The organism is Pseudomonas sp. H3_A02, from assembly GCF_054671965.1.
Map to the genome: position 1 here is coordinate 2,347,066 of NZ_CP162807.1, position 20,146 is coordinate 2,367,211.

18 protein-coding genes, 1 tRNA gene and 2 pseudogenes are annotated in these 20,146 nt (G+C 61.5%); 8 read left to right on the top strand and 13 right to left on the bottom strand.

What is annotated here, in order from left to right; translation table 11 throughout:
* Positions 1–69 precede the first annotated feature (69 nt).
* From AB4N80_RS10265 to AB4N80_RS10285, 5 genes are all read right to left on the bottom strand, one after another.
* Positions 70–1,011: a ribose-phosphate pyrophosphokinase gene (locus AB4N80_RS10265; protein ID WP_003171603.1), complete on the bottom strand. Its 942-nt coding sequence runs from the start codon at positions 1,009–1,011 to the stop codon at positions 70–72.
* A gap of 47 nt (positions 1,012–1,058) precedes the next feature.
* Positions 1,059–1,133: transfer RNA gene (locus tag AB4N80_RS10270), tRNA-Gln, on the bottom strand.
* 37 nt (positions 1,134–1,170) lie between these two features.
* Positions 1,171–2,022 carry a 4-(cytidine 5'-diphospho)-2-C-methyl-D-erythritol kinase gene (gene ispE, locus AB4N80_RS10275; protein ID WP_460081835.1) on the bottom strand — a complete coding sequence of 284 codons (852 nt, stop codon included), beginning with the start codon at positions 2,020–2,022 and terminating at the stop codon, positions 1,171–1,173.
* Between the two features lies 1 nt (position 2,023).
* Positions 2,024–2,641 carry a lipoprotein insertase outer membrane protein LolB gene (lolB, locus tag AB4N80_RS10280; protein ID WP_003205525.1) on the bottom strand — a complete coding sequence of 206 codons (618 nt, stop codon included), beginning with the start codon at positions 2,639–2,641 and terminating at the stop codon, positions 2,024–2,026.
* A 4-nt stretch (positions 2,642–2,645) separates the two neighbouring features.
* Positions 2,646–4,370: a tetratricopeptide repeat protein gene (locus tag AB4N80_RS10285; protein WP_122564706.1), complete on the bottom strand. Its 1,725-nt coding sequence runs from the start codon at positions 4,368–4,370 to the stop codon at positions 2,646–2,648.
* 172 nt (positions 4,371–4,542) lie between these two features.
* Between AB4N80_RS10285 and hemA the strand changes: the two genes are divergently transcribed.
* The 6 genes and pseudogenes from hemA to AB4N80_RS10315 all read left to right on the top strand — a co-directional run bounded on the left by hemA (position 4,543) and on the right by AB4N80_RS10315 (position 9,923).
* Positions 4,543–5,832 (top strand): glutamyl-tRNA reductase, encoded by a 1,290-nt coding sequence (hemA, locus tag AB4N80_RS10290; RefSeq protein WP_122564705.1) that lies wholly within the window; start codon positions 4,543–4,545, stop codon positions 5,830–5,832.
* Positions 5,829–6,911: a peptide chain release factor 1 gene (gene prfA / locus AB4N80_RS10295; RefSeq protein ID WP_060740653.1), complete on the top strand. Its 1,083-nt coding sequence runs from the start codon at positions 5,829–5,831 to the stop codon at positions 6,909–6,911. The genes hemA and prfA overlap by 4 nt, the downstream gene beginning before the upstream one ends.
* Positions 6,912–6,925: 14 nt before the next feature.
* A pseudogene (gene prmC, locus AB4N80_RS10300) lies at positions 6,926–7,741 on the top strand (peptide chain release factor N(5)-glutamine methyltransferase); the annotation flags it as partial.
* Positions 7,742–7,750: 9 nt separating this feature from the next.
* Entirely contained in the window at positions 7,751–8,506 is a 756-nt protein-coding gene (locus tag AB4N80_RS10305) for a molybdopterin-synthase adenylyltransferase MoeB (protein ID WP_122564738.1), read from the top strand.
* Complete coding sequence (gene murI, locus AB4N80_RS10310) at positions 8,499–9,290, top strand: glutamate racemase (RefSeq protein WP_122564703.1); 792 nt, start codon at positions 8,499–8,501, stop codon at positions 9,288–9,290. Before AB4N80_RS10305 ends, murI begins: the two co-directional genes overlap by 8 nt.
* Before the next feature lie 114 nt (positions 9,291–9,404).
* Positions 9,405–9,923, top strand: coding sequence for an acyloxyacyl hydrolase (locus AB4N80_RS10315; RefSeq protein WP_305482153.1), 519 nt, complete (start codon positions 9,405–9,407; stop codon positions 9,921–9,923).
* A gap of 131 nt (positions 9,924–10,054) precedes the next feature.
* Here the strand turns inward: AB4N80_RS10315 and AB4N80_RS10320 are convergent, their stop codons facing one another.
* From AB4N80_RS10320 to AB4N80_RS10345, 6 genes are all read right to left on the bottom strand, one after another.
* Positions 10,055–10,360, bottom strand: a complete 306-nt coding sequence (locus tag AB4N80_RS10320) for a YkgJ family cysteine cluster protein (protein WP_060740657.1) — start codon at positions 10,358–10,360, stop codon at positions 10,055–10,057.
* A gap of 27 nt (positions 10,361–10,387) precedes the next feature.
* Positions 10,388–11,161: an SDR family NAD(P)-dependent oxidoreductase gene (locus AB4N80_RS10325; RefSeq protein ID WP_460081843.1), complete on the bottom strand. Its 774-nt coding sequence runs from the start codon at positions 11,159–11,161 to the stop codon at positions 10,388–10,390.
* 113 nt (positions 11,162–11,274) lie between these two features.
* Positions 11,275–12,735 carry a deoxyribodipyrimidine photo-lyase gene (gene phrB, locus AB4N80_RS10330; protein ID WP_460083045.1) on the bottom strand — a complete coding sequence of 487 codons (1,461 nt, stop codon included), beginning with the start codon at positions 12,733–12,735 and terminating at the stop codon, positions 11,275–11,277.
* A gap of 12 nt (positions 12,736–12,747) precedes the next feature.
* A complete protein-coding gene (locus AB4N80_RS10335) occupies positions 12,748–13,695 on the bottom strand; it encodes a MerR family transcriptional regulator (protein WP_122564699.1) in 948 nt (315 codons plus the stop codon).
* Entirely contained in the window at positions 13,695–14,657 is a 963-nt protein-coding gene (locus AB4N80_RS10340) for a YbgA family protein (RefSeq protein WP_122564698.1), read from the bottom strand. The genes AB4N80_RS10335 and AB4N80_RS10340 overlap by 1 nt, the downstream gene beginning before the upstream one ends.
* 175 nt (positions 14,658–14,832) lie before the next feature.
* Positions 14,833–15,819 (bottom strand): NAD(P)/FAD-dependent oxidoreductase, encoded by a 987-nt coding sequence (locus AB4N80_RS10345; protein WP_122564697.1) that lies wholly within the window; start codon positions 15,817–15,819, stop codon positions 14,833–14,835.
* Between the two features lie 196 nt (positions 15,820–16,015).
* Here AB4N80_RS10345 and AB4N80_RS10350 point away from each other — a divergent pair, with 196 nt between their 5' ends.
* On the top strand, positions 16,016–16,915 hold the full coding sequence (locus tag AB4N80_RS10350; RefSeq protein ID WP_122564696.1) for a TIGR01777 family oxidoreductase: 900 nt from the start codon (positions 16,016–16,018) through the stop codon (positions 16,913–16,915).
* A 13-nt stretch (positions 16,916–16,928) separates the two neighbouring features.
* Positions 16,929–17,953, top strand: a pseudogene (hemH, locus tag AB4N80_RS10355) (ferrochelatase).
* 142 nt (positions 17,954–18,095) lie between these two features.
* Here the strand turns inward: hemH and AB4N80_RS10360 are convergent.
* Both AB4N80_RS10360 and upp read right to left on the bottom strand, forming a co-directional pair.
* The gene (locus AB4N80_RS10360; protein WP_122564694.1) at positions 18,096–19,370 is read right to left on the bottom strand and encodes a uracil-xanthine permease family protein; all 1,275 of its coding nucleotides are present in this window, start codon (positions 19,368–19,370) and stop codon (positions 18,096–18,098) included.
* 2 nt (positions 19,371–19,372) lie between these two features.
* On the bottom strand, positions 19,373–20,011 hold the full coding sequence (gene upp, locus AB4N80_RS10365) for a uracil phosphoribosyltransferase (protein WP_003185330.1): 639 nt from the start codon (positions 20,009–20,011) through the stop codon (positions 19,373–19,375).
* Positions 20,012–20,146: the final 135 nt, after the last annotated feature.

Here is a 20,146-nt window from a genome sequence, read left to right on the forward strand (position 1 = left end):
CCCGCCCCAACATGAGTGTTGGGGCGGGGCGCTTTTCGTCAACGAGATGTCCTGAAAAGGGTAGGGCCCTTAACGGAACATCGCGCTGATCGATTCTTCATTGCTGATGCGGCGAACCGCTTCGGCAACCACCGGTGCGATATCCAGTTGACGGATACGCGCACAGGCTTGTGCTGCAGCGGACAGCGGGATGGTGTTGGTCACCACCAGCTCGTCCAGCACGGAATTTTCAATGTTCTCGATCGCCCGACCCGACAGCACAGGGTGTGTGCAGTAGGCAAAGACCTTGGCAGCGCCATGCTCTTTCAGGGCCTTGGCCGCGTGGCACAAGGTGCCGGCGGTATCGACCATGTCATCGACCAGGATACAGGTGCGCCCTTCGACGTCGCCGATGATATGCATCACTTCGGAGTGATTGGCTTTCTCACGGCGTTTGTCGATGATACCCAGATCCACGCCCAGGGATTTGGCAACAGCCCGTGCACGCACGACGCCGCCAATGTCCGGGGACACGATCATCAGGTTTTCGAAGCGCTGATCTTCAATATCATCCACCAGGACCGGGGAGCCGTAGATGTTATCTACGGGAATATCGAAGAAACCCTGAATCTGGTCAGCATGCAGATCAACCGTGAGGACACGGTCGATGCCGACTACGGTGAGCATATCAGCCACGACTTTCGCGCTGATCGCCACACGTGCGGAACGCGGACGGCGATCCTGACGGGCATAACCAAAGTAAGGAATAACAGCAGTGATACGAGTAGCCGAGGAACGGCGGAAGGCATCAGCCATCACGACGAGTTCCATCAGGTTATCGTTGGTCGGAGCGCAAGTCGGCTGAATAATGAAGACGTCTTTACCGCGAACGTTTTCATTGATCTCGGCAGTGATTTCGCCGTCGGAGAACTTACCGACAGAAATGTCACCGAGAGGGATATGCAGCTGACGTACGACACGCCGAGCCAGATCGGGGTTGGCGTTCCCCGTAAAGACCATCATCTTGGACACGCGCAGTACCTGAAGGCTGAGGGTATACCTGGATGAGTATAGGAAAATGGCAGGGGCGGCTGGATTCGAACCAACGCATGGCAGGATCAAAACCTGCTGCCTTACCGCTTGGCGACGCCCCTGTATCTGTTGCTGCGAGTGCCCAGCACTCGATTCCTTTTAGATCAGGCCTTGCAGCTTGCGATGCAACATCGAAACGTTGCTTCCTTTTGCTACAAACCCTGTAAGGGTCTCTGTCAGAAGGGCCGAGACTTTATCAGCTTCAGCTTTGCTTGGGAAGCCCCCAAACACACAACTTCCAGTTCCGGTGAGTTTTGCTTCGGTAAATTTACCTAACAAATTCAAAGCGTTACGAACATCTGGATAACGCCTTGCTACCACCGGTAAGCAGTCATTTCGACTGTTTCCCTTGGGAACGGGGCGCACTTTAATGGGAGGAGAGTTACGTGTCAACAGCGGATCTGAAAAAATTTCTGCTGTACTTACAGATACTTGCGGCACCAGCACCAAGTACCAGGGTTCCTCGGGGTCCACCGGGGTGAGTTTTTCCCCAACGCCCTCGGCAAAAGCGGCGTGGCCACGCACGAAAACCGGCACGTCGGCGCCCAGCGTCAGGCCCAGGGCGGCCAGGCGATCGATGTCCCAGCCCAGCTGCCACAAATGATTGAGGCCCAATAAAGTCGTCGCCGCATTCGAGCTGCCGCCACCGATGCCGCCGCCCATGGGCAGGATTTTTTCGATCCAGATATCGATGCCCAGGGCACAACCGGATTGCGCCTGGAGTTGTTTCGCGGCCTTGACGATCAGGTTGCTGTCGTGGGGGACGCCTTCGAATTCGGTGTGCAGGCGAATCACGCCGTCGTCGCGCACGGCAAAGGTGATTTCGTCGCCGTAGTCCAGGAACTGAAAAATCGTCTGCAACTCGTGATAGCCGTCCTGACGACGGCCGAGGATGTGCAGCATCAGGTTGAGCTTGGCCGGGGAGGGCAGGGTCAGGCGTGCAGCGGTCATGTCATTGCCCCAGCTTGCGCGGCTGCCATTGCTTGATCACCAGCGTGACGTCGAGGTTACTGCCGTGCAACTTGATGCGTTCGGGCAGCCAGTAGCCGTTCTGCTGGGCATAGCTGAGGTATTCGATCTGCCAGTCGTCCTGTTCCAGGTTGGACAAACGACTGTCGGCATCGAGGGTCAGGCGGCTTTTACTGTCCGGCGCCGGCAGCCCGCGAACCCACCAGGTCAGGTGGGAGACCGGCAGTTTCCAGCCCAGTTGTTCTTCCAGCAGCGCTTCGGGGGTCGGGGCCTCGTAGCGTCCCTGGTTGGCGACTTCCAGTGAAACCTGGCCTGGCCGGCCGGTCAGGCGGGCCGCACCGCGACCCAGTGGGCCGGACAGGCGAATGTCGTAGTAGTCCTGGCGTTGCAGCCAGAACAGCGTGCCACTGCCCGAGTCTTTCGGGGCGCGGATGCCGATCTTGCCGTCGATCTGCCAGCCGTCGAGGCCGCTCAGTTGTTGCTTGTGCTCGCGCCACTGGGCCTGGTTGCCCTGGCCCTGGACGGATTCACGGGCGCCGAAGCCCGCGCAACCGGCGAGCAGGGCAATGAAGCTGAAAACGATGAGATGGCGCAAAAACATAATCTTAAAGAGTCTCGGATCCGGTCAGGCGTTTGATGGTGCTGCGCAAGATGGCGCTGTCAGGCTGTTCCTTAAGGAATCGGCTCCAGATTTGCCGCGCTTCGCGTTGTTTGCCGTTGGCCCACAGGACCTCGCCCAGGTGAGCGGCGACTTCCTGGTCGGGAAAGCGCTCCAAGGCCTGGCGCAACAGGCGTTCGGCTTCGTCGAGATTGCCCAGGCGGAAATTCACCCAGCCAAGGCTGTCGAGTACCGCCGGGTCTTCCGGATTGATCTGGTGGGCCTGTTCGATCAGCAGCTTGGCTTCGTCGTAGCGGGTGGTGCGATCCGACAAGGTGTAACCCAGGGCATTGAGGGCCATGGCGTTGTCCGGGTCACGCTGGATGATCAGGCGCAGGTCTTTTTCCATCTGGGCCAGGTCATTGCGTTTTTCCGCCAGCATGGCGCGGGTATACAACAGGTTCAGATCGTCCGGGTACTGCTTCAAGGCTTGCTGCAGTACGTTCCAGGCCTTGTCGCCCTGATTGTTGGCCGACAGGGTTTCGGCTTCGATCAGGTACAACTGGATGCCGTAGTCCGGCTGGGAGTCGCGTTGTACGGCGAGGCGGCTCTGGGCATCGGCGGTCTTGCCATTGCTGATCAGGATATCGGCCTGGCGCAGTTGCGCCGGCAGATAGTCGTTGCCCGGGCCAACTTGGGCGTACTCGATCAGTGCGCTCTCGGGGTCGTTGCGTTCCTCGGCGATGCGACCCAGGTTCAGATGGGCCGAGTCGACGTGGCTTTCCCGGGCGATCAGGTCTTCCAGGTAACCCTTGGCCTCTTCCCAGGCCTTGGCTTCCAGGCAGACCAGTGCCAGGGAATAACGCAACTCGTCGTCTTCCGGGTATTGCTGGACCAAGCTGGAGAACTCCACCTTGGCATCGTCCATGCGGTTGTTTTCCACCAGCATGCGGGCGTAGGTGAGGCGCAGGCGTTTGTCGTCCGGGTATTTCTTGATGCTTTTTTCCAGCAACGGCAGCGCTTCGTCGCCACGGTTCAAGCCTTGCAGCAGGCGGGCACGCAGCAGGATCGGCGCCACTTCGCCGGCTTCCGGCGGGTTGTCTTCCAGCAGGGTGAGGGCGCCCTGGGTGTCGCCATCCTGTTGCAGCAGCAGGGCCTTGCCGAAAATCAGCTGGCCGTTGTTCGGGTGGCGCTGCAACAGGCGATCGAAGCTTTTCATCAGGCCGTTGCGGGTTTCCTGGTCGGTATCGGCGGCGGACAGCGCCAGGAAATCGAAATGGGTGTCGCCCTTGCCCAGCAGGACTTTCTCCATATACACCATGGAGTCGTCGTAGCGTCCGGCCCGGGCCAGTTGCACAGCGGCGGCGCGCTGCGCTTCCAGGTCATCGGGGGCATTCCTGGCCCAGATCAGCGCGGTATCCAGCGCAGGCTGGTCGGCGCCCAGGTATTCGGCGATGCGAAATGCCCGCTCGGAGATGCCCGGGTCCTGGGTGTTGATGGCCTGGGTCACGTAGTTGTCCAGCGCAATGTCGAAGCGATTGCGTTGGCCGGCCAGTTCGGCGCTCAACAGGCTGAAGATGGTTTCTTCGCTGAACGAGCCATAGACCTTGGGTTTTTCAGGGGCCTGCACGCTGTCTTCGACTGGCGGCGTACCGTCCGTCGAAACGGGGGCCATGGACTGGCAGCCGCTGAGCACGGCAAGGGCGAGGAGCAACGCGGAAGATCTATTCATATAGGAAGAGGACGACTAACCTGCGGTCGGATCATCATGACACAAGCCTTGAGTCAAACATAACCGCCCCGTCGATTTACCACCCGGGCAGAGGCGATAGAGATCGAGTGGTTGTTCTGAATCTGACGAAGTAGGACAATTGCCGGCTTCACGTCACCATCAGCGACCTTGAATGGCCTTCCTTGCACTTGGTATTAACCACAAGACTGCTTCAGTAGACGTCCGCGAGCGCGTGGCCTTTACGCCTGAGCAGCTGGTTGAGGCCCTGCAGCAGCTCTGCCGACTCACCGACAGCCGCGAAGCTGCGATCCTCTCCACCTGCAATCGCAGTGAGCTTTATATAGAACAGGATCACGTTTCGGCCGATTCAGTGCTGCGCTGGCTGGCCGAATATCACAACTTGAGCCTTGAAGAGCTGCACGCCAGTGCCTATGTGCACGAAGACGATGCGGCCGTTCGTCACATGATGCGCGTCGCCTCGGGGCTCGATTCGCTGGTGCTGGGCGAGCCGCAGATTCTCGGCCAGATGAAGTCGGCCTACGCCGTGGCCCGCGAGGCCGGCACCGTCGGCCCGCTGCTGGGGCGCTTGTTCCAGGCCACATTCAATGCCGCCAAGCAGGTGCGCACCGACACCGCCATTGGCGAGAACCCGGTGTCCGTGGCGTTCGCCGCCGTCAGCCTGGCGAAACAGATTTTCAGTGATTTGCAACGCAGCCAGGCGCTGTTGATCGGCGCCGGCGAGACCATCACCCTGGTCGCTCGCCACCTCCACGACCTGGGTGTGAAACGCATTGTCGTCGCTAACCGGACTCTGGAGCGGGCCAGCACCCTGGCCGAACAGTTCGGTGCCCATGCGGTGCTGCTGTCGGACATCCCCGCCGAGCTGGTACATAGCGACATCGTCATCAGTTCCACCGCCAGCCAGTTGCCGATCCTCGGCAAGGGCGCCGTGGAAAGTGCCCTGAAGCTGCGCAAGCACAAGCCGATTTTCATGGTGGACATTGCCGTCCCCCGCGACATCGAGCCGGAAGTCGGCGAGTTGGACGACGTTTATCTCTATAGCGTCGACGACCTGCACGAGGTAGTGGCCGAGAACCTCAAGAGCCGGCAGGGCGCGGCCCAGGCGGCGGAAGAGATGATCAGCGTCGGCGCCGAGGATTTCATGGTGCGCCTGCGCGAGCTGGCGGCGGTGGATGTGCTCAAGGCGTATCGTCAACAGAGCGAACGCCTGCGTGACGAGGAGCTGCAAAAGGCCCAGCGCCTGCTGGCCAACGGCGGCAGTGCCGAAGAGGTGCTGGTGCAACTGGCCCGCGGCCTGACCAACAAGTTGCTCCACGCCCCCAGTGTCCAGCTCAAGAAGCTGACCGCCGAGGGCCGCCTCGATGCGCTGGCCATGGCCCAGGAACTCTTTGCCCTCGGTGAGGGCTCACCGGATAGCTTTTCGGATAAAAAACCGCAATGAAAGCGTCACTGCTCAACAAACTGGACATCCTCCAGGACCGTTTCGAAGAACTGACCGCCTTGCTGGGCGATGGCGAGGTCATTGCCGACCAGAACAAATTCCGTACCTATTCCAAGGAATACGCGGAAGTCGAGCCGATTGTCGCCACCTATAAACAGCTGCTTAAAGTGCAGGGCGACCTCGAAGGCGCCCAGGCGCTGCTCAAGGACAGCGACCCGGACATGCGCGAAATGGCCGTGGAGGAAGTGCGCGAAGCCAAGGAACAGTTGCTCGAACTGGAAAGCAACCTGCAACGCATGCTGCTGCCCAAGGATCCGAATGACGGGCGCAACGTGTTCCTTGAGATCCGTGCCGGCACCGGCGGCGACGAGGCGGCGATTTTTTCCGGCGACCTGTTCCGTATGTATTCGCGTTATGCCGAGCGTCGCGGCTGGCGGGTGGAGATCCTGTCGGAGAACGAAGGCGAACACGGCGGTTATAAAGAAGTCATCGCCCGGGTCGAAGGCGACAATGTCTACGGCAAGCTGAAGTTCGAGTCCGGCGCCCACCGCGTGCAACGCGTGCCGGCCACCGAATCCCAGGGGCGTATCCACACCTCGGCCTGCACCGTGGCGGTATTGCCCGAGCCGGACGAGCAGGAAGCCATCGAGATCAACCCGGCGGACCTGCGGGTCGACACGTACCGTTCCTCTGGCGCGGGCGGCCAGCACGTCAATAAGACTGACTCGGCGATCCGCATCACGCACTTGCCCTCGGGCATCGTGGTCGAGTGCCAGGAAGAGCGTTCCCAGCACAAGAACCGCGCGCGGGCCATGGCCTGGTTGTCGGCCAAGCTCAATGACCAGCAGACCAGCGCCGCCGCCAATGCCATCGCCAGCGAACGCAAATTGCTGGTGGGCTCGGGCGATCGTTCCGAGCGGATCCGTACCTACAACTTCGCCCAGGGCCGGGTCACCGACCATCGCGTCAACCTGACCCTGTATTCCCTGGATGAGATCCTTGCCGGTGGTGTCGATGCGGTGATCGAGCCGTTGCTGGCCGAATACCAGGCCGACCAGTTGGCGGCGATTGGCGAGTAAGCACAGGTGAATGAATGACCATTATCGCCAGTCTGTTACGCGCCGCCGAGCTACCGGATTCGCCCACGCCACGGCTGGATGTCGAGTTGTTGCTGGCCGCTGCCCTGGGCAAGTCCCGCAGCTTCCTGCACACCTGGCCTGAGCGGATCGTGCCCAGCGAGGCGGCGTTGCTGTTCTCCGAATACCTGCGGCGTCGTCGCTCCGGCGAGCCGGTGGCCTACATCCTCGGGCAGCAGGGTTTCTGGAAGCTCGACCTGGAAGTCGCGCCCCATACGCTGATCCCGCGTCCCGACACCGAGCTGCTGGTGGAAACCGCACTGGCCTTGCTGCCCGCGACACCGGCCCGGGTCCTGGACCTGGGCACCGGCAGCGGCGCGATTGCCCTGGCGTTGGCCAGTGAGCGCCCGGCCTGGAACGTCACGGCGGTCGACCGGGTGCTGGAGGCCGTGGCCCTGGCCGAACGCAATCGCCAGCGCCTGGACCTGCGCAACGTCACGGTGTTGAGCAGCCACTGGTTCAGCGCTTTGGAAGGCGAGCGTTTCCAGTTGATCATCAGCAACCCGCCGTACATCGCCGCCAGCGATCCGCACCTGGCCGAGGGCGACGTGCGTTTCGAGCCGGCCAGTGCCTTGGTGGCCGGGCCGGATGGGCTCGATGATCTACGCCAGATCGTGGCCCAGGCGCCGGCGCACCTCGAACCGGGTGGCTGGCTGATGCTCGAGCACGGTTACGATCAGGCCGAAGCGGTGCGCGATTTGCTGAGCGCCCAAGGGTTTGTTGAAGTCCACAGCCGCAAGGACCTGGGGGGCCATGAGCGCATCAGCCTGGGGGTGCCTGCCGTGCTGAACGATCAGGAGCTGTTGCGCTACAGTCGGCAGATTCTGTTGCAGCATGTCGACATCGACGGCCAATTGCGCCTCAAGCAAAGCCGCGTGTTGATCATCGGCCTCGGCGGGCTCGGTGCCCCGGTGGCGTTGTACCTGGCCGCTGCCGGCGTGGGTGAGCTGCACCTGGCGGATTTCGACAGCGTCGATTTGACCAACCTGCAACGCCAGGTCATTCACGACACCGACAGCGTCGGCCTGAGCAAGGTCGATTCGGCGATGCGGCGCCTGGGGGCGATCAACCCCGAGGTTCGGCTGGTGCCTCACCGGGTGGCCATGGACGAAGACAGCCTGGCCGCTGCGGTCGCGGTGGTGGATGTGGTGCTCGATTGCTCGGACAATTTCTCGACCCGCGAAGCGGTAAACGCGGCCTGTGTCGCAGCGGGTAAACCGTTGGTCAGCGGCGCGGCGATTCGCCTGGAAGGGCAGTTGTCGGTGTTCGATCCGCGCCGTCCTGAAAGCCCTTGCTACCACTGCCTCTACGGCCACGGCAGCGAAGCCGAACTGACCTGCAGCGAAGCCGGTGTGATCGGGCCGCTGGTGGGATTGGTGGGCAGCTTGCAAGCTCTTGAAGCCTTGAAGTTGCTGGTCGGTTTCGGTGAGCCGCTGGTGGGGCGCCTGCTGTTGATCGATGCCTTGGGCACACGATTCCGTGAGTTGCGGGTCAAGCGTGATCCAGGTTGCAGCGTCTGTGGTGGTCAACATGAGTGAAGCGCCGGTCGGTGTGCTCGACTCGGGGGTTGGCGGGCTGTCGGTGCTGGGGGAGATCCGTCGGCTGCTGCCCAATGAGTCGCTGTTGTACGTGGCTGACTGTGGGCATATTCCCTACGGCGAGAAGACTCCGGAATACATCCGACAACGTTGCGCGATCATTGCCGACTTTCTCCTGGGCCAAGGCGCCAAGGCCTTGGTCGTCGCCTGTAACACCGCAACGGTCGCTGCCGTTGCCGACCTGCGCCGTGATTTCCCCCATTGGCCCATCGTCGGCATGGAGCCGGCGGTCAAGCCCGCAGCCGCCGCCACCCGTAGCGGTATCGTCGGCGTACTGGCCACCACCGGCACCTTGCAGAGCGCCAAGTTCGCCGCGTTGCTCGACCGTTTCGCCACCGATGTGCGGGTCATCACGCAACCGTGTCCTGGGCTGGTGGAGCTGATCGAAGCGGGTGATCTGCACAACCCGGCCTTGTATCAATTGCTGCAGCATTACGTCGACCCCTTGCTGGCGGCCGGCTGCGATACGCTGATCCTGGGTTGCACGCACTATCCTTTCCTCAAGCCGTTGCTCGCGCGGATGATTCCTGAACACATCAGCCTCATCGACACGGGGGCCGCGGTGGCCCGGCAACTTCAACGCCTGTTGATTGAACGGGGGCTGTTGGCTGAAGGACCGGCCAGTGAAACGCACTTCTGGACCAGCGCAGACCCGATGCATCTAAGAAAAATCCTACCAACCCTATGGCATTCGTCTGGCGTTGTGCGAAGCTTCGATCTGTAAAAAAAACGTGAAAATTATGTAAATCGTGCTGAACTTCTGTTTTAGCGCGGATTTCTATAGCTTCGAGTGTTTGTAACAAAATCAACTAAGTCTGTTCGGAAAAGGATGTTTCTAATGAAGCGCTTATTCTGCTTTGCCGCGTTTGCGGCTGCGTTGTTGGGGCACACTTACACTGCGCAAGCAGCGGGTGTGGAATTTGGGGTGGGCCAGACCAGCGACTCGACCATGACCTATCGCCTGGGCATGCAGTTCGACTGGGACAAGAGCTGGCTGCAAAGTGACGTCGGTCGCCTGACCGGCTACTGGAGCGGTGCCTATACCTATTGGGACGGGGACGAGACATCCAGCAACCACAGCCTGTCGTTCTCGCCTGTGTTTGTGTATGAATTTTCCGGGCAGAACGTGAAGCCTTACATCGAGGCGGGTGTCGGTGTTGCACTGTTCGCCAATACCGAAGTGGAAAGCAACAAGTTGGGAACGGCCTTCCAGTTCGAGGATCGCATCGGGTTTGGCCTGCGCTTCAATGGTGGACATGAAGTGGGCATTCGCGCCACTCACTACTCCAACGCCGGTATCAAGTCGACCAACGACGGTGTGGAAAGCTACGCGCTGCACTACACGATGCCGCTATAACACCTGAGCAACAATTGTGGGAGCGAGCTTGCTCGCGATAGTGATAGACCAGCCACCCTGAAGTTGTCTGACCTACCGCTATCGCGAGCAAGCTCGCTCCCACAGTAAATCAGGTCTGTCAGATCATTCTTTTAGCGATACGCCGTCGCAATTCCCTGGCGCTCTTCCAGGCATTCCGGCGCCCCCATCTCGAACTCGCGACAGATCAGCGGGCGCTTTTCGTAGATGGTGCACATCATGCTGTCGCGATCCAAGGCCGCGCACCAACCGTCGTCGAGCCGCAGCATCACTTCCCCACCCCAATCGTCCGTGTCGATAAAACGCTCCGGGACCCCAGTGTCGGTGATCAGCATCACTTCCAACTGGCAGCAGCACGCCGCGCACGTCGAACATGTGACGGCCGGTGCCGGGATTTCATGGAGGGGGATGGTTTTCATGGCGCGCAGTGTAAGGCAATCGGCGGCTCAGGGGCGTCCCTTGATCGGATAGCCGTTTTTCGCCTGGCATGAGTCGATGTCGGCCGGCAGGGCTTCGGTGGATGAAGGCAAGGGCCACAGGGCGGGCATGAACGCGATGGGGAGTGCGACTTCTCGGGGGCGTTCGACCAAGTGATTCAACACATGCCGCGCCGCTTCTTCTGGCGACCAGTGGGCCGGGAATGGGAAACAATCGTCGGGCCCCAGCGATGGGTCGTCGTAGCCAGGGTGCACCAATGTCACATCAACGCCCGCAGACGTCAGCTCTGTCCGAGCCGATTCGAACAGATGGCGCATCCCGCTTCCACCCGCTTCGATTTTCGAGGGCGGCAGAAAAGTCGCCGGGCTGGCAATACCCACCAGATGAGGTTGGGTCCCGGCGCGCAACAAGGGTATGGCCACTTCGATGCAGAAGCTGGCGGCCAGCAGGTTGCTGCGCACGATATGCTCGATCAATGTCTGGTCGGCAGGTTGTCCGTCAACGTACTCAGCCGTTCCGGCATTGAGAATCACCTGATCCAGGGCACCCCATTGTCGAGAGATTTGCTCGCCGATCTCGCGCACGACCTGGCTGTCGGTCAAATTGCCGGGCACGGTCAGCACTCGTCCTGGATAACGTGTCGAAAGGGTTTCGCACGCTTGAGCCGAGCGCGAACTGACGGCCAGGTAGGCACCTGTCTCGAGTATCGCTTCAGCCAACGAAGCGCCGACTCCATTGCCAGCCCCGGTGAGCCAATAGCGCCGTGGCAGTCTTAGACCCATTCCATACTCCTTTCGATTGCGCGGCGCCCTGAGACACAGCCTTCAGTAGGCGCGGCACGATTAGTAAGACTATATGTTATCGGGTAAATATTGCATCCTGCGGCCCGGCAAATTCATGTTCGCTGATCGCCCACCCCTTCAACGGCGGCATCCTGTCGCACCGGCAGGTTTCTGAACGCTGCCAGCGCCCGCGCCCTGGACTCGCGCAAATCGACGATCGGTGCCGGATAATCCATGGCGCCAAACAAGCCGCCTGGGGTATTTGGGCTATGGACCTGTTGCCCAGTCAGATCGTTCAGTTCCGGTAGCCAGTACTTGATGAATAGTCCCTCGCGGTCAAATTTTTCCGACTGGCTCAACGGGTTGAAGATGCGGAACCAAGGCGCTGAGTCGGTGCCGGTGGAGGCGCTCCACTGCCAGCCGCCATTATTGGCGGCCAGGTCGCCGTCGATCAGGTGCTGCATGAAAAAACGCTCGCCTTCACGCCAATCGATCAGCAGGTTCTTGGTCAGGAACATGGCGACTACCATCCGCAAACGGTTGTGCATCCAGCCGGTTTCCAGCAATTGGCGCATGGCCGCATCGATAATCGGCAGGCCAGTGCGCGCCTGTTTCCAGGCCTCCAGTTCTGCGGGGGCTTTGCGCCACGCCAGCGCCTCGGTCTCCGGGCGGAACGCGCGGTGGCGCGACACACGTGGATAGCCCACGAGAATGTGTTTATAGAACTCCCGCCAGAGCAATTCATTGATCCAGGTCACAGCGCCGGCACTTCCACTCTCGAATTCACCCCGGTTGGCTTGCAGTGCGGCATGCAGGCACTGACGTGGCGACACCACCCCGGCTACCAGATAGGCCGAGAGCTGGCTGGTGCCGGGGCGGGCGGGGAAATCCCGTTCGTGCTGGTAATCGTCGAGGTGTTGGTCGACAAAGCTGTCCAGACGCCGTCGGGCTTCGGTTTCCCCGGCGGGCCAGAGGGCGCGCAGTGCTTCACGGGGCGGGGCGAATCCATCGACTTGCGTCGGCACAGTATCGCGGGCAATGCCCGTGGGAGCCTGCCGGTGCGGCGTGGCGACCAGGCTCGGCAATGAAAAGTGCAGACGGTTGTAGCAGACTTTGCGGAACTGGCTGAACACTTGGAAATAGTTGCCGGTCTTGGTCAGCACGCTGCCAGGCTTGAACAGCAGTTGGTCGAGATGACTGCGAAACTCAATGCCCTGGTCATTCAACGCGCGGGCGACCTCGGCGTCGCGTTGCGTTTCATTCACGCCGTACTCTTCATTGACATGCACGGCACTAATGTTCAGTTCGCGACACAGCTTGAGCAGCACGGACGGCGCCTGGTGCCAATGCGCTGACTCGCGGATCAAGAGCGGGATGTTCAATTCATCCAGGGCCGCGCTCAACGCGCCGAGGTTGCGCAGCCAGAAATCGATCTTGCACGGTGCGTCGTCATGGACGCGCCACTGCTCGGGGCTGGTCAGGTACACCGCTGCGCATGGCCCTCGGGCTGCGGCAGCCGCCAGGGCGGTGTTGTCGTGCAGGCGCAAGTCGCTGCGCAACCAGATCAGTTGCAGGCTGTTTTTCATTTAAAGGAGTTCTCTGCGGCTCAGTTCGCGGTGAGCCGATAGCGGGTCTTCGGCCCAGGACAGGTCAATCTTCGCAACGCCTGTGGATAACCGGGCCTGGTGGATCGACGCGGCCGGGCCGGCAATGATGATCGGGCAATCGATACCGCTGAGCAGCCTGGGCAGTTGGGACAGATTGAGGGCGTGATTGGAATACAACAGGACGCCACGGGCCTTGAGGCGTTCGACTGCCAGGGCCAGTTCGCCCGCCGGTAGCGGGCTGTCGAACACTTCCACCGGACAATCGGCGCTGCTGACCAGCCAGGCGGTGAGCCACAAATGCGGCTCCTGGGGCAAGTCCGAATGATTGACCAACAAAAGTGGCGCGCCGCGCACCTGACGGTTGTTGTGGTAGATCCGGCTGCCGAACTTGCTGCGCAGCCACGAGTACAGGAAAACCTGTTCCAGTTGCGCGCCGAACTGGCCTTGCCAGCGCAGGTGCAGTTCGGCCAGCAGCGGCAGGAGCAATTGTTCGCACACGGTCCAGGGTGGATACAGCGCCATCGCCTGGTTGACCAGGTCATCGATCTGACGTTCGGCCAGTTGCGTCACCGCCAGCGCCAGGGCGTGACGCTGACGCTGCCAATCGTTCTCCGGTGGCTGTGTGGGCTCCATCGGCAGCGGCGGTATGTCCAGCAACGGCTTGATCTTGCTCACCGCAACGCCACGATCGATCCAGGTGAGGATATTCCGGATCCGTTGCACATGGTCGGCGTTGAACAAGCGGTGGCCCTTGGGCGTGCGGTGCGGCACGATCAGGCCGTACCGGCGCTCCCAGGCCCGCAGCGTGACGGCGTTGACACCGGTCTGCCGAGCGACTTCGCGGATGGGCAACCAGCCTTGCGCCAAGGCCTTGGCAAAGTCGGCTCCCAGGTCTTCGCGGGCGCTGGCATCGGGGTCGTGGTTCATTAAATAGCGTTTCGCAAGCTGAGGTTTTCCGGGTGCGGTTGCAGGTAGACCTGCTGCGCCAGGTAAGGATCGGGGTGCTGGCGCAGGTGATGCTTGAGCAAGGTCAGCGGAACCACCAAGGGCACGATGCCGAGGCGGTATTGCCCGATGAGGTGCTGCACCTCCTGTTTGTCCTCGGCGTCGATGTCGCGCTTGAGGTACCCGCTCAGGTGTTGCAGCACATTGGTGTGGGTACGGCGGGTGGCGCATTTCTTCAAGGCGGCCATCAATGCACTGAAATAGCGTGGGCCCAGCTCATTGGCATCGGCCTTGCCCATGGTGCCCAGCAGTTTGCCCAGGGCCTTGTACTGCTCCGGGTTGTGCGCCATCAGCAGGTATTTGTAGCGCGAGTGGAATTCGATCAGGTCGCGCCGGGTCAGGCGCTGGCGGCGCAAGGGTTGCCAGGCGGCATAGGCAAACACCCGGGTCAGGAAGTTCTCCCGCAGCACCGGGTCGTTGAGGCGGCCGTCTTCCTCCACCGGCAGATCGGGATGGCGTTCACAAAAGGCCTGGGCATAGATGCCGCGCCCGCCGCCGTCCTGGGTCACGCCGTTGTGGTCGTAGACCTTGACCCGCTCCAGTCCGCAGGATGGCGATTTCTGCATAAAGATGTAGCCGCAGATGTCATCCAGTTCACCAGCCATTTGCCGGCCGTAGTCGGCCAGCGGTCGGGTCACGTCGAGGTCGCGATTCACCGTGCCGAGTGCCTCGGGGTGTTCGGGGTCGCCCACCAGGCGGATCGGTTCCCGGGGAATACCCAAGCCAATGGCGACTTCGGGGCACACCGGCACGAAGTCGAAATATTCGATGAGGGTGCGGCTGCACAACGGCGATTGCTTGTGCCCGCCGTTGAAGCGAACTTCAGCACCCATCAGGCAGGCGCTGATGGCGATCTTGGGTTTGGCGATGGCTGCACTGTGCATGGGCGACCTCTGATGGCTTAATCTTGTACATATTTATATTTCTGTACAATATTTTCATCATAGGCTCGAACGTACGCAAGTCAACCGGATTCAGAGAGGGCTGGGCGACATCAGTGGGTGTCGCAGGCAGGCTGCTGTCTCTTTCGACAGCAGCGAAGAGCGAGGGGGACGCGATCTACTGCAGGCTTGCGTGCAGGCGACGTGCAGCTTCCTGGCCGCTGAGCCATGCACCTTCGACCCGACCGGACAGGCACCAGTCGCCGCACACATACAGGCCGAGGTCGGCATCGGCCAGCGCTCCCCATTCGTGGCTGCCGGCGGGGCGGGCGTAGAGCCAGCGATGGGCCACGCTGAAGCTCGGTGCGGGCATCGCGCTGTGCAGCAGTTCGGCGAAGGCACCGTGCAGGTGTTCGATCACGGCTTCCTTGGACAGGTCGATATGCTGCCGGCTCCAGTCGCTGGTGGCGTGCAGTACCCAGGTGTCGAGCTTGCTGTCGCGTCCCGGTTTGCTGCGGTTGCGCGCCAGCCAGTCCAGGGGGCTGTCTTGTACGAAGCAGCCTTCCATGGGGGTGTCCAGCGGTGTTTCGAAGGCCAGGGCCACGGCCCAGGTCGGGTCCATCTTCACCCCGGCGGCCACGGCGGCCAGTTTCGGTACGGCGGCCAGCAATGCGGTGGCCTGGGGGGCGGGCGTGGCGATCACCACTTGGCCGAAGGGGCCGTGGGTGAAACCTTCCGCATCCTGCAAATGCCAGTGCTCCTGGCCGCGGTACACCTCGGTGATCCGGCAGGAAAACTGCACTTGCAGCTTGTCGAGCAAGGCGCGGGTGATAGCGCTCATGCGTGGGGTGCCGACCCAGCGGGTCTGTTCGTCCGGCGATGGGCTCAGTTGTCCATTCTGGAAATGGTAGAGCTGCGGGTTCCATTCCGCGGCCCAGCCGTTGGCTTGCCAGCGCTGGACCTCCGTGACAAAGCGGCGATCGCGGGCAGTGAAGTACTGTGCGCCCATGTCCAGCGCGCCGGCGTCGCTGCGCTTGCTCGACATGCGTCCGCCACTGCCATGGCTTTTATCGAAGAGTTGAACGATATGCCCGGCCTCCGTCAGGGCCTGAGCGGCTGAAAGTCCGGCGATGCCGGTGCCGATGATTGCGATAGGTACAGTCATGAGGGCCTCGTTTACCTTTCTGTACAGACTACGCCGTCGTTTAAACCTGTACAATTCGGGTTTTTGGTATAAGTTTTACCGTTCGCGTTTGGACAGGTTGTCCTATTGTTAAACACAGACCCTGTCCGATACGAAAAATCCCTGCTTATAAAAATAGACTAATGGGCCGGGTAAAACGCGATGCGAGGAACATCTCATGCACATATTGCTGACCGGCGGTACTGGTTTGATCGGACGTCAGCTCTGCCGCCTCTGGTTGCAGCAGGGACATCGCCTGACGGTATGGAGTCGCCGCCCCGAAGAGGTGGCGAAAATCTGCGGGGCACCGGTGCGGGGCGTGGCCCGGCTCGACGAAATTGACGAGCCGGTGGACGCGGTGGTCAACCTCGCCGGCGCGCCCATCGCCGACCGCCCCTGGAGCCATAAACGCAAGATGTTGTTGTGGAGCAGTCGCATCACGTTGACGGAAGTTTTGCTGGCGTGGTTGGAGCGTTGCGAGCAGAAACCGCAGGTGTTGATTTCCGGTTCCGCGGTGGGCTGGTACGGCGACGGTGGCGAACGTGAGTTGACCGAGGAATCGGGACCGGTGAGCGAAGATTTCGCCAGCCAGTTGTGCATCGCCTGGGAAGAAACCGCGCAACGGGCTGAGGCCATGGGGCTGCGCGTGGTGCTGGTGCGTACCGGTCTGGTCCTGTCTGCAGAGGGCGGCTTTTTGTCGCGGCTGCTGTTGCCCTTCAAACTGGCGCTGGGCGGGCGTATCGGCAATGGTCGGCAGTGGATGCCGTGGGTTCACATTGACGATCAAATCGCCCTGATTGATTTTCTTCTGCACCGCACCGATGCCAGCGGTCCCTATAATGCGTGCGCGCCGAACCCTGTGCGCAACCGCGATTTTGCCAAGGCCCTGGGGCGCGTATTGCATCGGCCGGCCGTGGTGCCGATGCCGGAGCTTGCGCTGAAGGTCACGCTGGGGGAATTGTCCTTGCTGTTGCTCGGCGGCCAGCGCGCCACGCCAGCCCGATTGCAGGCGGCGGGTTTCACATTCCGCTTCACTGATTTGCCTGCGGCCCTGGAAGACTTGTCCAGCCGCCTTTGAAATAGGACGTTGCATGACCGATCACGCGTTGCTTCTGGTGAATCTGGGTTCGCCTGCCTCCACCTCAGTGGCCGATGTGCGCCGCTACCTCAATCAATTTCTGATGGACCCGTATGTCATCGACCTGCCCTGGCCGGTGCGGCGTCTGCTGGTATCGCTGATCCTGATCAAACGTCCCGAGCAGTCGGCCCATGCTTACGCCTCGATCTGGTGGGACGAGGGTTCGCCGCTGGTGGTGCTCAGTCGCCGGCTGCAGCAGGCCATGACCGCGCAGTGGACCCAGGGCCCGGTGGAGCTGGCGATGCGTTATGGCGAGCCGTCCATTGAGTCGGCACTGGTGCGACTGGCGAGCCAGGGGCACAAGAAGATCACGTTGGCGCCGTTGTACCCGCAGTTCGCCGACAGCACCGTGACCACGGTGATCGAGGAGGCCAAGCGGGTCGTACGGGAAAAGAAACTCAATGTGCAGTTTTCGATTCTCCAGCCGTTCTACGATCAGCCCGAATACCTCGACGCCCTGGTGACCAGCGCCAAGCCGTACCTGATGCAAGAACACGATCATCTGTTGTTGAGTTTCCACGGTCTGCCGGAACGGCACCTGACCAAGCTCGACCCGACAGGGTTTCATTGCTTCAAGGATGCCGACTGCTGCAAGAACGCGCCGCCAGAGGTCATGGCGACCTGTTATCGCGCGCAATGCATCCGCACGGCCGAACTGTTCGCCCAACGCATGGGGCTGGCGGAGGGCAAATGGTCGGTGTCGTTCCAGTCGCGGTTGGGGCGGGCCAAGTGGATCGAACCCTACACCGAGGCGCGCCTGGAGGAACTGGCCAAAAGCGGCGTGAAGAAAGTGTTGGTGATGTGCCCGGCGTTCGTGGCCGACTGCATCGAAACCCTGGAAGAAATCGGTGATCGCGGCCGTGAGCAGTTCCGCGCGGCAGGGGGGAGGAGTTGGTGCTGGTGCCTTGCCTCAATGATGGGGCGCAGTGGGCGCAGGCGTTGAGTACCCTCTGCGAACGGGCGCCGATCGCTTTGTAGAATTCAAGGGCCCCATCGCGAGCAAGCTCGCTCCCACATGGGATCTGCTGTGTACACAAATTGTGTGACCACTCGAGATCCACTGTGGGAGCGAGCTTGCTCGCGATAGCTATCTGGCTGACAACTAAATATCAAGCTGGGGTCAGATCAGCGGCTCATCCACCTTCTTCTGCTTCCAGCCGTCATTGCCCGGCAGCAGCAGGTTCAGCGCGATCGCCACCACCGCGCACAGCGCGATGCCTTTGAGACCGAAATCGTCCGGGCCGGTGCCGGTGCCCACCAGCACGCCGCCGATGCCGAACACCAACGTCACCGAAACGATCACCAGGTTGCGCGCCTCGCCCAAGTCGATCTTGTGGCGGATCAGTGTGTTCATGCCCACCGCCGCAATCGAACCGAACAACAGGCACAGGATCCCGCCCATCACCGGCACCGGGATGCTTTGCAGCAGCGCGCCGAACTTGCCGATGAACGCCAGGCTGATGGCAAAGATCGCCGCCCAGGTCATGATCTTCGGGTTGTAGTTCTTGGTCAGCATCACCGCGCCGGTCACTTCGGCATAGGTGGTGTTGGGCGGGCCGCCGAACAGGCCGGCGGCGGTGGTGGCGATGCCGTCACCGAGCAGGGTGCGGTGCAGGCCGGGTTTCTTCAGGTAGTCGCGACCGGTCACGCTGCCCACGGCGATCACGCCGCCGATGTGCTCGATGGCCGGCGCCAGGGCGACCGGCACGATGAACAGGATCGCCTGCCAGTTGAACTCCGGTGCGGTGAAGGCCGGCAGGGCGAACCATGGCGCGGCGGCGATCTTCGCGGTGTCCACGACCCCAAAGAAAAACGCCATGGCAAAGCCCACCAGCACGCCGGAAATGATCGGCACCAGGCGGAAAATGCCTTTGCCGAACACCGCGACGATCAGGGTGGTGAGCAAGGCCGGCATCGAAATCATCATCGCGGTCTGATAATGAATCAGCTCGGTGCCGTCGCCGGCCTTGCCCATCGCCATGTTGGCGGCAATCGGCGCCATGGCCAGGCCGATGGAAATGATCACCGGGCCGATGACCACAGGCGGCAGCAGCCGGTCGATGAACCCGGTGCCCTTGATCTTCACCGCCAGGCCCAGGAAGGTGTAGACGAAACCCGCCGCCATTACGCCGCCCATGGTCGCCGCCAGGCCGAACTGACCCTTGGCGAGGATGATCGGGGTGATGAAGGCAAAGCTCGAGGCCAGGAACACCGGCACCTGGCGTCCGGTGACGAGCTGGAACAGGATCGTCCCCAGGCCGGCGGTGAACAGCGCCACGTTAGGGTCCAGCCCGGTGATCAGCGGCATCAATACCAGCGCGCCGAAGGCGACGAACAGCATCTGCGCGCCGGACAGGACCTGGCGCCAGAGCGGATCGTTGAACTCATCCTGCATGCTCAAGCGTCCTTCTGCTTGGTGCCGAAGATCTTGTCGCCGGCATCGCCCAGGCCCGGGATGATGTAGCCATGTTCGTTGAGTTTCTGGTCGATGGACGCGGTGTAGATGGTCACGTCCGGGTGAGCGTCCTGCACGGCCTTGATGCCTTCGGGGGCGGCGACCAGCACCATGGCGCGGATGTCCCGGCAACCGGCCTTTTTCAACAGGTCGATGGTGGCGACCATGGAGCTGCCGGTAGCGAGCATCGGGTCGATGATCATCGCCAGGCGCTCGTCGATTTCCGGCACCAGTTTTTCCAGGTAGGTGTGCGCTTGCAGGGTCTGCTCGTTGCGAGCCACGCCCACCGCGCTGACCTTGGCCCCGGGGATCAGGCTCAGGACGCCTTCGAGCATGCCGATGCCGGCGCGCAGGATCGGCACCACGGTGATTTTCTTGCCGGCGATTTTCTCGACCTGGACCGTACCGGCCCAACCGTCGATTTCATAGGACTCCAGCGGCAGGTCCTTGGTGGCCTCGTAGGTGAGCAGGGCACCGACTTCCTGGGCCAGTTCACGGAAGTTTTTCGTGCTGATATCGGCGCGGCGCATCAGGCCGAGTTTGTGTCTGATCAGCGGGTGGCGGATCTCGAGGATGGGCATGGGGAAGGCTCCGGCGGCGGGCAAAAAAACCGGCCTAGATTAATCTATCCGAGGGTGTTGTCCTATAGACAATACAGAACGTTAGTCCACAAACGCTTGATCTGGCCTTGCTTGATGCGTACCTTTGCCGGCTTT

Bases quoted from the DNA above. Each gene is read 5' to 3' on its own strand.
- lolB (WP_003205525.1), bottom strand. From the start codon at position 2,641: ATGTTTTTGCGCCATCTCATCGTTTTCAGCTTCATTGCCCTGCTCGCC.
- AB4N80_RS10320 (WP_060740657.1), bottom strand. From the start codon at position 10,360: ATGAAAACCATCCCCCTCCATGAAATCCCGGCACCGGCCGTCACATGT.
- AB4N80_RS10345 (WP_122564697.1), bottom strand. From the start codon at position 15,819: ATGACTGTACCTATCGCAATCATCGGCACCGGCATCGCCGGACTTTCA.
- AB4N80_RS10315 (WP_305482153.1), top strand. From the start codon at position 9,405: ATGAAGCGCTTATTCTGCTTTGCCGCGTTTGCGGCTGCGTTGTTGGGG.
- hemA (WP_122564705.1), top strand. From the start codon at position 4,543: ATGGCCTTCCTTGCACTTGGTATTAACCACAAGACTGCTTCAGTAGAC.
- AB4N80_RS10350 (WP_122564696.1), top strand. From the start codon at position 16,016: ATGCACATATTGCTGACCGGCGGTACTGGTTTGATCGGACGTCAGCTC.
- AB4N80_RS10325 (WP_460081843.1), bottom strand. From the start codon at position 11,161: ATGGGTCTAAGACTGCCACGGCGCTATTGGCTCACCGGGGCTGGCAAT.
- AB4N80_RS10360 (WP_122564694.1), bottom strand. From the start codon at position 19,370: ATGCAGGATGAGTTCAACGATCCGCTCTGGCGCCAGGTCCTGTCCGGC.
- AB4N80_RS10285 (WP_122564706.1), bottom strand. From the start codon at position 4,370: ATGAATAGATCTTCCGCGTTGCTCCTCGCCCTTGCCGTGCTCAGCGGC.
- AB4N80_RS10335 (WP_122564699.1), bottom strand. From the start codon at position 13,695: ATGAACCACGACCCCGATGCCAGCGCCCGCGAAGACCTGGGAGCCGAC.
- ispE (WP_460081835.1), bottom strand. From the start codon at position 2,022: ATGACCGCTGCACGCCTGACCCTGCCCTCCCCGGCCAAGCTCAACCTG.
- prfA (WP_060740653.1), top strand. From the start codon at position 5,829: ATGAAAGCGTCACTGCTCAACAAACTGGACATCCTCCAGGACCGTTTC.
- upp (WP_003185330.1), bottom strand. From the start codon at position 20,011: ATGCCCATCCTCGAGATCCGCCACCCGCTGATCAGACACAAACTCGGC.
- AB4N80_RS10340 (WP_122564698.1), bottom strand. From the start codon at position 14,657: ATGCACAGTGCAGCCATCGCCAAACCCAAGATCGCCATCAGCGCCTGC.
- murI (WP_122564703.1), top strand. From the start codon at position 8,499: ATGAGTGAAGCGCCGGTCGGTGTGCTCGACTCGGGGGTTGGCGGGCTG.